This is a genomic window from Natrarchaeobaculum sulfurireducens (assembly GCF_003430825.1).
In the GTDB taxonomy this organism is placed as follows: domain Archaea; phylum Halobacteriota; class Halobacteria; order Halobacteriales; family Natrialbaceae; genus Natrarchaeobaculum; species Natrarchaeobaculum sulfurireducens.
In genome coordinates this window covers 3,038,000-3,051,659 of record NZ_CP024047.1, presented here as the reverse complement: position 1 = coordinate 3,051,659, position 13,660 = coordinate 3,038,000, and the positions used below count along the sequence as shown (strand labels likewise).

The 13,660-nt window shown below is 64.2% G+C and carries 14 protein-coding genes; 13 read left to right on the top strand and 1 reads right to left on the bottom strand.

Annotated elements, in window-relative coordinates; translation table 11 throughout:
- Positions 1-469 precede the first annotated feature (469 nt).
- From AArc1_RS16120 to AArc1_RS16110, 3 genes are all read left to right on the top strand, one after another.
- Positions 470-1,243, top strand: a complete 774-nt coding sequence (locus AArc1_RS16120) for a pentapeptide repeat-containing protein (protein WP_228442349.1) — start codon at positions 470-472, stop codon at positions 1,241-1,243.
- Between the two features lie 356 nt (positions 1,244-1,599).
- Positions 1,600-2,106, top strand: coding sequence for a GNAT family N-acetyltransferase (locus AArc1_RS16115; RefSeq protein WP_117365332.1), 507 nt, complete (start codon positions 1,600-1,602; stop codon positions 2,104-2,106).
- Between the two features lie 94 nt (positions 2,107-2,200).
- Entirely contained in the window at positions 2,201-3,190 is a 990-nt protein-coding gene (locus AArc1_RS16110) for an asparaginase (protein ID WP_117365331.1), read from the top strand.
- 153 nt (positions 3,191-3,343) lie between these two features.
- Here the strand turns inward: AArc1_RS16110 and AArc1_RS16105 are convergent, their stop codons facing one another.
- Positions 3,344-3,763, bottom strand: coding sequence for an FxLYD domain-containing protein (locus AArc1_RS16105; RefSeq protein ID WP_117365330.1), 420 nt, complete (start codon positions 3,761-3,763; stop codon positions 3,344-3,346).
- A gap of 270 nt (positions 3,764-4,033) precedes the next feature.
- Here AArc1_RS16105 and AArc1_RS16100 point away from each other — a divergent pair, with 270 nt between their 5' ends.
- The 10 genes from AArc1_RS16100 to AArc1_RS16055 all read left to right on the top strand — a co-directional run bounded on the left by AArc1_RS16100 (position 4,034) and on the right by AArc1_RS16055 (position 13,657).
- A complete protein-coding gene (locus tag AArc1_RS16100; protein ID WP_117365329.1) occupies positions 4,034-4,906 on the top strand; it encodes an SDR family NAD(P)-dependent oxidoreductase in 873 nt (290 codons plus the stop codon).
- A gap of 73 nt (positions 4,907-4,979) precedes the next feature.
- Positions 4,980-5,477 carry a hypothetical protein gene (locus AArc1_RS16095; protein WP_117365328.1) on the top strand — a complete coding sequence of 166 codons (498 nt, stop codon included), beginning with the start codon at positions 4,980-4,982 and terminating at the stop codon, positions 5,475-5,477.
- The gene (locus tag AArc1_RS16090; RefSeq protein ID WP_117365327.1) at positions 5,477-6,991 is read left to right on the top strand and encodes a sodium:solute symporter family protein; all 1,515 of its coding nucleotides are present in this window, start codon (positions 5,477-5,479) and stop codon (positions 6,989-6,991) included. The genes AArc1_RS16095 and AArc1_RS16090 overlap by 1 nt, the downstream gene beginning before the upstream one ends.
- Before the next feature lie 294 nt (positions 6,992-7,285).
- On the top strand, positions 7,286-8,029 hold the full coding sequence (gene proC, locus AArc1_RS16085; protein ID WP_394341225.1) for a pyrroline-5-carboxylate reductase: 744 nt from the start codon (positions 7,286-7,288) through the stop codon (positions 8,027-8,029).
- Positions 8,022-8,873 (top strand): glutamate 5-kinase, encoded by an 852-nt coding sequence (proB, locus tag AArc1_RS16080; protein ID WP_117365326.1) that lies wholly within the window; start codon positions 8,022-8,024, stop codon positions 8,871-8,873. The genes proC and proB overlap by 8 nt, the downstream gene beginning before the upstream one ends.
- Positions 8,866-10,197, top strand: a complete 1,332-nt coding sequence (locus AArc1_RS16075) for a glutamate-5-semialdehyde dehydrogenase (protein ID WP_117365933.1) — start codon at positions 8,866-8,868, stop codon at positions 10,195-10,197. Before proB ends, AArc1_RS16075 begins: the two co-directional genes overlap by 8 nt.
- Positions 10,198-10,321: 124 nt before the next feature.
- Positions 10,322-11,488 carry a thiolase domain-containing protein gene (locus AArc1_RS16070; RefSeq protein WP_117365325.1) on the top strand — a complete coding sequence of 389 codons (1,167 nt, stop codon included), beginning with the start codon at positions 10,322-10,324 and terminating at the stop codon, positions 11,486-11,488.
- A complete protein-coding gene (locus AArc1_RS16065) occupies positions 11,485-11,883 on the top strand; it encodes a Zn-ribbon domain-containing OB-fold protein (protein ID WP_117365324.1) in 399 nt (132 codons plus the stop codon). Before AArc1_RS16070 ends, AArc1_RS16065 begins: the two co-directional genes overlap by 4 nt.
- Positions 11,880-12,902, top strand: coding sequence for a CoA transferase subunit A (locus AArc1_RS16060; protein ID WP_117365323.1), 1,023 nt, complete (start codon positions 11,880-11,882; stop codon positions 12,900-12,902). Before AArc1_RS16065 ends, AArc1_RS16060 begins: the two co-directional genes overlap by 4 nt.
- Positions 12,899-13,657 (top strand): CoA-transferase subunit beta, encoded by a 759-nt coding sequence (locus AArc1_RS16055; RefSeq protein ID WP_117365322.1) that lies wholly within the window; start codon positions 12,899-12,901, stop codon positions 13,655-13,657. The genes AArc1_RS16060 and AArc1_RS16055 overlap by 4 nt, the downstream gene beginning before the upstream one ends.
- Positions 13,658-13,660: the final 3 nt, after the last annotated feature.

Genomic DNA, 13,660 nt, shown 5'->3' with positions numbered 1-13,660 from the left:
ATCAGATAGTTATCTGGGCGGTATCGATCCCCAGCGGTCGAACACGACTGAACCTACGTGAGTAGGGGAGGATTTTGTTGACTATCCACTGGTATGTCCGATGCCGTCTACATACCGTGGACGGTCGGAGTTCGGGGGCGCACGTGGGCCACCGTGCCACGGTCGACTCGATCACCATCGACCCCTGGACCCCGTCATGCCCTCGAGCGTGGCGAGTTCGGTTCGGAACTGTTCTACCGAACGTAGCGGCTCGAGCGCGCCGTTTCGGCGAGCGTCGTCGAACTGACCGGCCGCGGTTCGATCACAAAAGACTTGATAGACGCGCGTCGTCTTTCGATGACGGACGAGCCCTCCACTCACCATGTGTGCAAACGGACCCGACGATGTGACGACCAGACGACGCCTGTTGAGGCGAACTTCGCTTGCGGCCACTGTAGCCAGTTTTGGGGTACTGTCGGGGTGTCTCGGGGTGCGAGGTGATGATCGACCAACCGAGTGTAACGGTCACTCGATCGAACCTGGTGCCGACCTCGCCGGCGCCGACCTGTCGGGTTGTGATCTCGCTCGAGCCGACCTCGCCGGTGCGACTCTCTCGGACGCCGATCTGTCGGCTGCCGATCTCTTTCTCGCGGACCTCGAGGACGCTGATCTCACCGGCGCTGAACTCACTGACGCCGCCGTCCTGCCGAGCGTGCTCACCGTTGCGGACGTCCGCGGGGCCGACTTTACCGGTGTGTCGTTCACCGATGTCGACTTCTCGGACGTCGACCTCTCGAATGTCACGTTCGTCGGCGCCGAGCTCTCCGAGACTGACTTTTCGGGAGCCGACCTCTCGGAAGCCGATCTGACGGATGCCGACCTCTCGGCAGCTCTCTTCGACGACACGGATCTCACGGGTGCCGACCTCTCGGGGGCGACTCTCGAGGAGACGACCTTCGCGGACGCGACGATCACGGGCGCGACCGTCGGGAGTGTCGACCTCGCAGAGGAGGACCTTTCGGGGATCGACCTCTCCGGGACGGACCTCGCCGGAGCCGACCTCTCGCGTTCGGATCTGTCGGACGCCGATCTCTCTGGGGCGGATCTTTCGGACGCGGACCTTACGGCAGCTAATCTCACGGGAGCCGACCTCTCGGCGGCGAATCTCGAGGGGGCATCCCTCCAGAGTACGACGCTCTCTGACGTCGATCTGACCGATGCGACCTGGCACGACGGCGGCACACCTCCCGGCGAGGGCCGCTGAATCGGCCGACTGTCCTCGGCACTGATCCCTCGACCCGAGATCGGGCTTTCGCTCGAGGTCGGCAGTGTAGACCGACACGGCCTGCACGACGGCAACGTTCTTGAGGAGTCGTGACTAACGTACAGGCTGGCCGATGACGAAGAACTGCGGTGCCGAGGGTGTAGGGGCCGGACGGGATGTTCCCGTTCCTCGCATCCGGTGACGATCTACCCGAAGGCGCCGAGGCCACTACCTTTCGTCGCAGCTGCTGTCCGGAACTCGCTCCCCGGCAGCTACCAGTCTGTTGCCGTAGCGGATCAGTCCCAGCAACCGGGAACGCGAGGTATCCTTAGGCCCACTGTGGTCCAACTAGGGATATGGCCTCTGGCACCGATTCGCGGCCACAGCTTCCACGTCCATCGAAATCGTTCGTCGATCGTGAGGAGCGTCACGTAACCGTACGCGAGTATACCGGTGGTGCTGCGCCACTGGTAGAGATGTACGGTCACTTCGACACCGACTCACGCTCACAGGGGGTCCCGCCCAGACAGGAACACCGCGTCCGAACCTGGGTTGACGACCTCCTCCAAGACGGCCTGAACGTCGTCGCCCGACACGGAGAGACGGTGGTCGGCCACGCCGTGTTGATTCCGTACGACGAAACGTCTGAGCTCGCCATTTTCGTCCGTCCGGCGTACCAGGCAGCCGGTATCGGAACCCAGCTTATTCGGTGCCTGCTCGGTCTCGGTCAGGCGAACGGGTTGTCCCACGTCTGGCTTTCCGTCTCACGATCGAACCGGATCGCGATGAACCTCTACCGGTCGGCCGGATTCGAGATCACCTTGCGTGACCGAGGCGAGTACGAGATGGAACGCGCGCTCTAGGCCCCGCTCCGGTCCCTGTGTTGGTGTCGAAGCGGACGTTCGGGGTTCCGGCCGAGACGGACGAACGAAGTAGTTCGAGTCGTATCTCCAGTATATGCCACACGTTCGCGTGCTCAGCACCGGTGGAACGATCGCGTCGACGGCTGGACCACAGGGGGCGACGCCCTCGAAAGCCGGTGACGACCTCGTCGCTGCCGTTCCCGAACTCGAGGCCGTTGCGACCGTCGACGTCGAGTCTGTCTGTGATCAACTGAGTTTTCACCTCTCGTTTTCAGATATCGCGTCGCTCGCAGCCGCCGTCGACCGGGCAGCTGACGACGGCGTCGACGGCGTCGTCGTCACCCACGGTACCGACACGATGGAGGAATCGGCGTACTACCTCGATCTGGTGGTCGACGCGCCGGTGCCGATCGTGTTCACCGGTGCGCAGCGACCCGCCGACGCGCCGAGCGCGGACGGGCCAGCGAACCTCTTGCAGGCGGTTCGCGTGGCGGCCGACGACCGATTCACGGACGGTGCCTACGTTGCCTTCGGCGATCTCGTTCATGCGGCTCGGTGGGTGACGAAAGCTCGGGCGGGGCGACCGGAGGGCTACGCCTCACCCGACGCGGGCCCCGTCGCCGAGGTCACGGCCGACGGAGTAGCGCTTCGGCGTGAGCCACACAGTGAGTCGGTCTCGCTCCCGGCCGTCGAGACGACGGCTCGGGTCGAAATACTCCCCAGTGGGCTGGCCGTCGACGACCGACAACTCGAGCGCGCCGTCGCGGACGGTGTCGACGGACTCGTCCTTGCGGCCAGCGGTATCGGGAACACGACGCCCGAACTCGGCGACGCCGTCGCCGATGCCATCGACGCAGGTATCCCGGTCGTCGTCGCCACGCGCTGTTACGACGGTGCCGTCTCGGCGCGCTACGGCGGCCCTGGCGGTAGCCGGACGCTCCGGGACCACGGGACGATCCCAGCTGGTGATCTACCGCCGTGGAAGGCACGGATCAAGCTCGGGCTGGCGCTGTCGGCGTACGAAACTCTCGAGGACGTACGACAGGCGTTCGAACGCCAACGAGGGGTCGTGACGACCGACTAGATTCCGTCGCGCGGTAGGACTGTCTGAGTGACGGTTGTGCCGGAAACGGTACCTAGAGGTCCGTATCGCAGTTGTGCCAGACACGCCGTTCAGCACCCCATATCGGCGAGTAGTGTCGGTCGCGAACGTTCACGTCCTACCGGTGTCCGTCGCCTACCAGTCGAGCGTCTCGAGTTCGACGTCGTAGGTCTCGATATCGTCGGCCTCCTCGAAAACCAGAATCTCGAACTCCCAGATGGCCATCGAATCGAGGGTGTCGGTCTGATCTGAGTACGTGCCCAGTTTCGTCTCTGACTCGTCGTAGACTGTCGCGTCGACGACGACGCGCTCGAGCGGTGTTGCCGAGGCGTTCGCGACGGTGCCAGTGACGATGTTGCGCTGGACCTTGTTCTCCCTGTCGCCTGGCCCGGCTTCGAAGGTGCACGTGGCTCGTATGTGCGCCCGGCTGAGATCGTGGTCGGTGATCTCGACGTGGTCCGGCGGTGGACCGTCACCAGGCTCGCCATCGAGTCTCTCTCCGTCCGCGTCGTCGTCGTCTCCTCGAGCGACACAGCCAGCCAATGCAGTAGCCAAGGTGGCACCACTGGCCTGGAGAACCCTTCGTCGACCCGATAGTGGAGCGTTTTGTGGCCGACCCATGTTGAGGTAATACGAAATCGTCCGAATAAGACTACTGGTGCATACGTTGAACGCCGGCCGCAGTCCGCTCGCGGTGGGACCTGCGAGCGTCGTCTCCGGTGCCGACCTCGAGGGACCACGCGGTCAGTGAGCCATTGTCACCGGCGGCGGTGGTTACATATCAACCTCCCGTTTGACCGGCGTCCCGTCCCTCTCTCTATTTAGATGAGCGAAGAATCCGACACTCACAGTAGTATCGAACCGCCCGAGATCACCGCTGAGGCGATCCACCAACTCGACGATCCACGGTTCTCTCCGGAGAACGTCGCGATCGTAACCGGCGCGGCCTCGGGTATCGGTCGAGCGACGGCGCTCGTCCTGGCGGCTAACGGCCTGACGACGGTCGCGACCGACGTCGACGAGGACGGCCTCTCCGAGACCGTCGAGAAAGGCGAGGAACTCGAGATCGAAGGTCGTCTCGAGCCGGTCGGCTGTGACCTGACCGACGACGCCGAGATCGAGGCGTTAGTCGAGACGGCTGCCGACGCCGGACAGCTCCGATACGTCGCGAATATCGCTGGGATGCAGTACATCTCGCCGATCGAGTCGTTCCCGATGGAGACGTTCGACCTGATCTACCGGGTGATGCTCCGTGCGCCGATGTATCTGACACGACTGGCGCTCCCGCACATTCGGGAGTCGGACGACGGCGTCGGTGCGATCGCCAACATGGCCTCGGTCCACGGCCACTACGTGACCCGCGATAAGGTCGCGTACAACACGATGAAATTCGGCCTTCGCGGGCTCACCAAATCGACCGCAGCGGAAGGAAAGGGCGACATTCGGGCGTTCTCGGTCAGTACGGGCTACGTCAAGACGCCGCTCGTGTTGGACCAGATCGCTGATACGGCCAGGGAACGAGAAATCTCCGAGCGAGCGGTCGTCGAGGACGTGATGCTCGGGCAGGCACGGGCTTCGGAGATGATGGAGCCCGTCGAAGCCGGAAACCTGTTCGCGTTCGGTCTTTCCCGGCACGGCAAACATCTCAACGGCGATGACCTGCTGTGGGACGGCGGCTTCGTCAACACCTACGAGTGATAGACATGACCCGAACAACCGAAACACGGCGGCGACTCGAGCGGGGCGAATCGGTTCCCCGGAGGGCGGGGCGATGTTGAACGGTGAGATCGACGTCGAGAGCAGGACCTCGGAGCTGATGCTCGCGAGCGGGGTCCTCTGGGCTGTCGTTCTCGGGCTTGCCCTGGTGGGGCAGTGGTTCCCGGCGTTGTTGCTATCGGTGTTTCTCTTTCACCCGTGGTTCGTCATCGGCGCGAGTTCGAACGGAACGATCTCGACGAAACTGCTCGTCTATCCGCTGGGGATCTGGACGGTCTTCCAGCTGTCAGCGTACGTCCTGATCGAGTACTACGCGAACGCCTTCAGCGGCTCGCCGGAGTTCCTGATTACCGGGATGCACCCGTCGTTCGCTGCCGCCTACTGGCTGTACTGGGTCGGCGGATTCATGACGGTCACGCTGGCCTACGGCATCTACTTCCGCAAGCACTTCTTGCCGGAAGGCGAGTGGGACCGGTTCCTCGAGGAGGTCGAACGAGTTAACGCCGAAGCTGACGCCCAGGAAACGGCCGAATCAGCGGAGGTGCGTAACTGATGATCGATCTGCTCGTTCCGGGCTTCGTTGCCCTGTTTATTCTCTCGGTGTTCGGCGTCGGTCTCTACAGCAAGCGGTTGATCGACTCCTCGGACGAGTTCTACGGTGCGACGAAGATGTTCGGTGCGGCGGTGATTACCCTGGCGAGTATGTCAGGAATCATGAGCGCGTTCGGATTTATCGGCGGCCCCGGACTCGTCTACGAGATGGGGACTTCCTCGTTGTGGATGACTTTCGCCAGCGGGCTGGGCTTCGCGATGGCCTACTGGATCATCGGCAAGCGCGTCCGCGGGATGGCCGACGTCGCCGACATCGGGACGCTCGGTGACATCGCCGACGAGCGCTTTAACAGCGGTGCGATCCGCGGGATGCTCGCGTTGATCCTCTTTATCGCCTGCTGGGCGTATCTCGCGTCGCAGGTCGCAGGCGGTGGCTACGTCCTCTCGGTGATCCTCGGCATCTCGATGGAAGCCGCCGTCTGGACCGTCTTCGGCCTGATCATCGTCTACGTCGCCGTCGGCGGCATGGCTTCCGCCCAGCTCGCGGGAGCGTACACTGGCGCGGTGATGCTGGTCGGCGTCGTCGGTGTCATCGTCGGCTTCTTCCAGATCGCTGGTGGAATGGAGAACACGACCATGACGGTCGTCGAGGCTGGCGAACTCACCGGTGAGGACGTGACGAAAGCGTTCACTCCCGAAATGCTCGACGGCTGGGGGCTCGCAGAAAGCTCGGCACCCGGCCTGCTCTTGATCTGGCCCATCGTCTTCAGTATCGGTGTTATGGGCCAGCCACAGGTCCTCCAGCGGATGTTCTCGATCGACGATCCGAAGGGCCTGCGAACCGTCGGTCTCGTCAGTGGCGTCACCTACGCCGTCGGGAGCCTCCTCTGGTTGCTCATCGGTTTCGTTGCACTCTACATGGTTGCGGCAGGGACCATCGAGCCGCTTACGGATCCCGACATGGCGGCCTTCGAGTTCGTCGAACGGCTCCACATCGGTCTCCAGATGCTCATCTACGCGAGCCTGGTCGCCGCGATCATGTCCACCGCCGCGTTCTTCCTGTCGGTGGCCTCCGGTGCGATCGCCCGTGACTTCGTGCGGGCGATGGGCTGGGAGTTCTCCGAGAAACGCGAGACCTGGCTCGGCCGGGCTGCGGTGCTCGTCGTCGGTGTCGGCTCGGTGCTTTTCGGCCTCTACGGTGGACACCTCGTCGCCATTCTCGGAACCTTCGGCTGGGGGACGTTCGTCAGCGGGACGATTCCGGCGGTCGTCGTCGGCTTGCTCTGGAAGGGTGCGAGCCGCGAGGGCGTCACCGCCGGTCTCGCCTCTGCCCTCTTGCTCAACGTCACACTGTTGGCCGCGACGCAACTGGGGTATGCGTTCCCGATCGGGATGGACTTCTACTTCATCGCGATCGCCGTCTCGATCTCCGTGACGATCTTCGTCTCATACGTGACAGACGGTGCCAGCGGCGAGAACGTTCCAGACCACGTCGAACCCATCTTCAAACTCTAACGGAGGTGATGATATGGAACTCTGGCTCGTCGGCTTCGTCGCGATGGTGGTGATCAACCTGATCGTCCTCTTCCTGAAGATCTGACCCCCTGTTAGCCACCTTCTCTCTGGCCACTCACTCCCGTATCGGATAGCCACAGACAGTCTCTGTCGCTCGATCGCCGGTTCCTCACGTACATGGTCCCGGCCCGACGCTCGAGGAGAGCGGCTGCCCTCGAAACCAGAGCCGCTTTGTGTCTCACGCGCCCATCGGTGGACAGAATGGGACACGTCAGCGTTATCGGATGTGGAAACATGGGGAGTGCCCTCGTGCGAGGACTCTCGAGAACTGGAACCCACACGATCACGGCCTGCGACGTTGATCAACAGGTACTCGACGAGATCGAAGTCCACTGTGAAACGACCACGACTGACCTCGCGACTGCCGCCGAGTCGCCGATCGTCTTCGTCGTCGTCAAGCCGGACCTCACCGCCGCCATCGTCGAGGATCTCGACCTGTCGTCGGATCAGACGCTGATCTCTATCGCTGCGGGCGTTCCGACGACGGTGCTCGAAGCGCGGACGGACGCGGACGTCGTTCGGCTCATGCCGAACCTCGCGGCCGCGACGGGGGATATGGCAGCGGCTGTAAGCGCCGAGACGCTCACCGACGAGGTCGCCGACCTGCTCGAGGACGTCGGCGTGTTCGTCGAAATCGACGAGACGGAGATGCACGTTTCCACCGCAGTCAACGGGAGCGGCCCCGCATTCGTCTACTATTTCATCGGTGCGATGATTCAGGCGGGCGTCGACGGCGGATTGAGCCGCGACGATGCGACAGTTCTCGCCGCACAGACGTTCAAGGGTGCCGCCGAGACCGTCCTTCAGTCGGATGCGTCCATCGACGACCTCATCGACGACGTCTGCTCTCCGAAGGGAACGACCATCGAGGGAATGGGTGTCCTTCGAGAGAGTACGGCCGACGAGGCGCTGATGGCCGCGGTCGCCGCCGCAGAACGCCGCTCAGAAGAGCTGGCACGGGGAGTCGAGCATGAGTGAGGCGGCCGATCTCACCGATGCCGTCGAGCCAGCGGTTATCGACGATGCCCGACAGCTCGCAGTGGACGCCGAACTGGTCGTCGTCAAGGCGGGCACGAATTCGTTGACCGACGACCGCTCGAGGCTCGACGACGAGAAGGTGAATAAACTCGTCGAGGACGTGATGGACCTTCGCCAGGCGGGAAAGCAGGTCCTCCTCGTCTCGTCCGGGGCCGTCGGAGCCGGAAAGGGGCTAATTGGGTTGACGGACGAGACGGTCGAGGAATCACAGGCGCTGTCGACGGTCGGGCAATCACAGCTCATGCGACGGTACACCGAGGGATTCGAGCGGTTCGACCAGACCGTCGCCCAGATCCTGCTCACGGGACACGACCTCGAGAACCCGGACCGGTTTACCAACTTTACGAACACGGTCGAGACGCTCCTCGAGTGGGACATCGTCCCGATCATCAACGAGAACGACGCCGTTGCGACCGAAGAGCTTCGCATCGGTGACAACGACATGCTGTCGTCGTCGGTCGCGATCGGTATCGATGCCGATCTGTTGGTTACGCTCACCGACGTCGGCGGCGTCTACACCGGGAACCCAAAGCGCGACCCATCGGCCGAGCGCATCGAGGCCGTCGGGAGTAACTATACGACGGTTCAGGAGGTAGTTACCGAGAGCTCGAGGGACGCCTTCGGCGGCATCCAGACGAAGGTGGCTGGTGCCCGCTCGGCAAGTGAACACGGCATCCCGGCCATTATCGCCGAGTCGACCGAAGACGACGTCCTGGCCAAGATCACCGCCAAAGAAGCGGTCGGGACCCTATTCGTCCCCATCAACGGAGATGACGATGACTGAGAAAACGACCGAAACGAAAGTAGAGGAGGCACAGACGGCTGCACTCGAGATCGCAGGGACGTCCGACGAGACGCGATCGGACGCACTGGAGTCGATCGCCGAGGCGATCGACGCGAACCACGACGCGATCCTCTCGGCCAACGAGAAAGACGTTCGCGAGGCCGAACAGCTCCTCGAGGCGGGGGAGTACAGCCAGGCACTCGTCGACCGGCTTCGGCTCTCGCCGTCGAAACTCGAGAGTATCGCGGCGATGGTTCGGAGCGTCGCCGCCCAGGAGGATCCGCTCGGAAAAACGCAGACGGCTCGGGAACTCGACGATGGGTTAGAACTGTACAAGTGTACCGTCCCCATCGGCGTCGTCGGGACGATCTTCGAGTCCAGACCCGACGCGCTCGTCCAGATCGCGTCGCTCTGTCTCCGATCGGGGAACGCGGTGATCCTCAAAGGTGGCAGCGAGGCGAGTCACTCGAATCGCGTCCTCTTCGAGTTGATCCGTGAGGCGACGGCCGACGTCCCCGACGGATGGGCCCAGCTCATCGAGGCGCGAGCCGACGTCGACACCGTCCTCGAGATGGACGACGAGATCGACCTCGTCATGCCGCGGGGCAGTTCGGCGTTCGTGAGCTACATCCAGGACAACACGAGCATCCCCGTGCTCGGCCACACGGAGGGCGTCTGTCACGTCTACGTCGACAGCGACGCCGATCTCTCGATGGCGACCGACATCGCTTACGATGCGAAGGTGCAGTATCCCGCGGTGTGTAACGCCGTCGAGACGCTGCTCGTCCACGAGGCTGTCGCTGAGGAGTTCCTGCCCGAAATCGCGACCCAGTACGAGGACGCCGGCGTCGAACTGCGAGGCGACGACGCCTCGAGAGCGATCGTCCCGATGGAGACGGCGGACGAAGCCGACTGGGAGACCGAGTACGGCGACCTCGTGCTCGCCATCAAGATCGTCGACTCGCTCGCGGAAGCGACTCGCCACATAACGACGTACGGCTCGAAACACACGGACGCCATCGTGACCGACGACGCCGACCGAGCCGGGCGGTTCATGCGGAGTCTCGACTCGGCCAGTGTCTTTCATAACGCCTCGACTCGGTTCGCCGACGGCTACCGCTACGGACTCGGTGCCGAGGTCGGCATCAGCACCGGAAAGATCCACGCCCGCGGGCCCGTTGGCCTCGAGGGGCTCACCACGTACCAGTACTATCTCGAGGGCGACGGGCAGGTCGTCGGGACGTACGCCGGTGCCGATGGGAAACCGTTCGTCCACGATACGTTCGATAGCTCGTGGACGCCGGGGTCGCTCTCCGAGCGATAGAGCCGCGGCCCGCGACGACTGACGGCGGTTGCTCCGTTTCGGTGTCCGACGGCGGGTTCGCCCGGCGAAGAGGTATACATATCAACCCGGCGCTTTTGGGCGATAGCAGCCGTCCGTACTAGCAATGGCAGAGACACTGATAGCCGGTGTTGGCGCGACCGACTTCGGCGAACACGCCGGTCGGACCGGCCGAGAGCTGTTCGCCGAGGCGCGCTCGAGCGCGCTCGAGGCGAGCGGCGTCTCGGGTTCGGACGTCGACGCCCTCTACTATGGCAACTACATGGGCGAGACGGCCGAAGAACAGAGTCACCAGGCCCCGCTGATGGCCGCCGGGATCGGCACGACCAACCTCGAGGCCACGCGGATCGAGAACGCGTGTGCCTCCGGTGGCTACGCGATCGCCGACGGCGTTCGTGCGATCGAAAGCGGCGCAGCGGACGTCGTCCTCGTTGGCGGCGCAGAGCGGATGACGAATCTCGAGACCGGAGAGACGACCGCGGCGCTCGCCCGTGCGGCGGATGAACTCCACGAGGGGCGTCCCGGCCTGACGTTCCCCGGTGCGTATGCGTTGCTCGCTGACGCCTACATGGATCGCTTCGGCGGCTCACGTGACGCGCTCGCTCACATCGCCGTGAAAAATCACGCGAACGCGGCGACGAACCCGAAGGCGCAGTTCCAGAGCGAAATCGACGTCGCGGACGTCCTCGAGGCTCCGACCGTTGCTGACCCGCTGGGACTGCTCGATGCCTGTCCGATCACCGACGGGGCCGCTGCCGCCGTCTTGGTTTCCCGTGCGTACGCCGAGCGAAACGACCTCGAGGCTGCGGTCTCGATCGCGGGTTCCGGACGCGGGACCGACACCCTGGCCTTGCAAGCGCGCGAGGACGTCACCCGAATGCGGGCGGCCGAGTCGGCGGCCGATGCGGCCTACGACCAGGCTGGCATCGCTCCCGAAGACGTCGACGTCGCCGAGGTCCACGACTGCTTTACCATCGCCGAAGTCCTCGCTCTCGAGGCGCTTGGATTCTACGAGCCCGGCGAGGCGATCACGGCGGCCGCTGACGGCGAGACGACCGCCGACGGCGAGCGTCCGGTCAACCTCTCGGGCGGACTGAAAGCGAAGGGCCACCCCGTTGCGACGGGCGTTGGCCAGCTCGTCGAGCTAACGAAACTGCTCGCGGGTACGCATCCCAACGCCGATGCAGTCGCCGATGCGGAGGTGGGCGTCACCCACAACGCCGGTGGCACGGTCGCGACGGCTGCTGTTCACGTGCTGGAGGTCGACTCATGAGCGTCGAACGCGTTCTGCAGGCGGACTACGACAGCTGGCTCGATGCACTCGAGGAAGGTGACGGCTACTACCTCCGAACCGACGGCGAGGCAACCATCCCGCCGCTCGTGACGGGAGATGCCGACCTCGAGCGCGTGCCACTCGCTCGGACGGGAACGGTCGATTCGAAGACGGTCATCCGTGTGCCTCACCCCGACTTCGGGGAAGACGCCCCGTACGTCGTCGCGCTCGCGTCGTTCGGTCCCGTGACGTTGACCGGCCAGGTCACCGGCATCGACCCCGAGGCAGTCGAGACCGGACTCGAGGTCGAGCCGACGGTGCTCGAGTCCGGGACGGATGCCGAGCGATTCGTCGGATTTACGCCGGTCGACGGACAGGAGGTGACCGACGAATGAACGTCATCGACGAAGGGGAGGGCGAACTCGTCGGTTGGGAACACCCCGACGACGTGAGAGCCTGGAACCGTGAGCACCGTTCGCGAGCGTTCGAGGACAAGCGGATGACTGCGAGGGAGGCCGTCGAGCGCTTCGTCGACGACGGCGACTTACTGGCGAGTGGCGGCTTCGGCCACGTCCGCATCTCGACACCGATCCTCCACGAGATCGTCAGACAGGGCATCGAGGACCTGACGCTCTCCGGGAAGACCACCGTCTTCGACGCCGACCTGCTGATCGCGGCGGGTGCGGTCTCGAAAGTCGAGGCGGCCTACTGTTTCGCCCACGAGACCCGCGGGCTCGCCCCTGCAGGTCGTCGCCGGGTCGAGGAGGGTGACGTCGAGGTCGTCGCCGAAGCGAGTAACGCGACGCTCCAGTGGCGATTCCTCGCCGCGAAGATGGGCGTCCCGTTCATCCCCAGCCGGATTCTCGCCGGGACGGAGACTTTCGAGAAGAGTTCGGCGAATATCGTCGAGGACCCCTGGACTGGCGAGCCGATCACGCTCGTTCCCGCCTGTTACCCCGACGCCGTCTGCATCCACGTCTCGAAAGCGGATAAGTACGGCAACGCCGTCATCGACGGCATCAGCGTCGAGGACCCCGAGCTGGCGGCTGCGGCTAAACGACTGATCATTACCGCCGAGGAGATCGTCGACAGCGACGAACTCCGCGCGCGACCGAAGGAGGTCGAAATCCCCTACTTCCTCGTCGACGCCGTCGTCGAGGCCCCCTATGGGAGCCATCCCGGTGAGATGCCCTATCAGTACTACTTCGACGAAGCCCACCTCGAGGAGTGGATGGAGCTAACGGAGACCGAGGAGGGCCTCGAGGAGTACCTCGAACGGTACGTCACCGGGACCGAGGACTTCGAGGAGTACCTGGAGGTCGTCGGCGGCGAGGAGCGTCTGGCCGATCTCGAGGCGATCGAGAACTACGAGCGCCCGGAGACGGGCGGTCCCGAAGGAGGTGAGCGCACATGAGCGAGGAATACACGTCGACGGAACTGCTGACGACCGTTGCCTCGACACTCATCGAAGACGAGAGCACGATCATCGTCGGGACGGGGATGCCGATGCTCGCGGCGATGTTGGCCCAGAAGACCCACGCGCCCGACGCGACGATGATCTATGAGGCCGGCGGCATCGGCCCCGATGCGCCCGAACTGCCGATCTCGGTCGGCGACGAGCGAACCTTCCACCGCGGCGTGAAAGCCGCCGGGATGCACGACGTCATGTCCTACATGAGCGCCGGTTTCGTCGACTACGGCTTCCTCGGTGCGGCACAGATCGACCGCCACGGCAATCTGAACTCGACGGTCATCGGCGACTGGGAGCGCCCGACCGTTCGGTTCCCCGGCAGCGGTGGCGCGAACGACATCGGCTCGCTCGCCAACGAGACGATCGTCGCGATGCGCCAGGACGAGACGAGCTTCGTCGAGGAACTCGACTTCCTGACCACACCGGGCTATCTCGAGGGCCCAGGTGCACGTGAGGCGGCAGGCCTGCCCGCCGACACCGGGCCGAGCCACGTCATCACCCAGTACGGCGTCTACGGCTTCGACGACGACTGCAAGCTGACACTCGAGTTCTTACACCCGGGCGTCGAGGAGGCGACGATCAACGCAGAAAGCGGCTTCGAGATCGACGTGAGTGACTACGAGCACAGCCCCGAACCGACCGACGAACAGCTTCGACTGCTTCGCGAGGAGATCGACCCGCGCGGCGTTATCCGCTAACTC

What these genes read in the sequence shown, in the direction of transcription:
- AArc1_RS16115 (WP_117365332.1), top strand. Translation starts at nt 1,600, where the DNA reads ATGGCCTCTGGCACCGATTCGCGGCCACAGCTTCCACGTCCATCGAAA.
- AArc1_RS16110 (WP_117365331.1), top strand. Translation starts at nt 2,201, where the DNA reads ATGCCACACGTTCGCGTGCTCAGCACCGGTGGAACGATCGCGTCGACG.
- AArc1_RS16100 (WP_117365329.1), top strand. Translation starts at nt 4,034, where the DNA reads ATGAGCGAAGAATCCGACACTCACAGTAGTATCGAACCGCCCGAGATC.
- AArc1_RS16095 (WP_117365328.1), top strand. Translation starts at nt 4,980, where the DNA reads ATGTTGAACGGTGAGATCGACGTCGAGAGCAGGACCTCGGAGCTGATG.
- AArc1_RS16090 (WP_117365327.1), top strand. Translation starts at nt 5,477, where the DNA reads ATGATCGATCTGCTCGTTCCGGGCTTCGTTGCCCTGTTTATTCTCTCG.
- proC (WP_394341225.1), top strand. Translation starts at nt 7,286, where the DNA reads ATGGGGAGTGCCCTCGTGCGAGGACTCTCGAGAACTGGAACCCACACG.
- proB (WP_117365326.1), top strand. Translation starts at nt 8,022, where the DNA reads ATGAGTGAGGCGGCCGATCTCACCGATGCCGTCGAGCCAGCGGTTATC.
- AArc1_RS16075 (WP_117365933.1), top strand. Translation starts at nt 8,866, where the DNA reads ATGACTGAGAAAACGACCGAAACGAAAGTAGAGGAGGCACAGACGGCT.
- AArc1_RS16070 (WP_117365325.1), top strand. Translation starts at nt 10,322, where the DNA reads ATGGCAGAGACACTGATAGCCGGTGTTGGCGCGACCGACTTCGGCGAA.
- AArc1_RS16065 (WP_117365324.1), top strand. Translation starts at nt 11,485, where the DNA reads ATGAGCGTCGAACGCGTTCTGCAGGCGGACTACGACAGCTGGCTCGAT.
- AArc1_RS16060 (WP_117365323.1), top strand. Translation starts at nt 11,880, where the DNA reads ATGAACGTCATCGACGAAGGGGAGGGCGAACTCGTCGGTTGGGAACAC.
- AArc1_RS16055 (WP_117365322.1), top strand. Translation starts at nt 12,899, where the DNA reads ATGAGCGAGGAATACACGTCGACGGAACTGCTGACGACCGTTGCCTCG.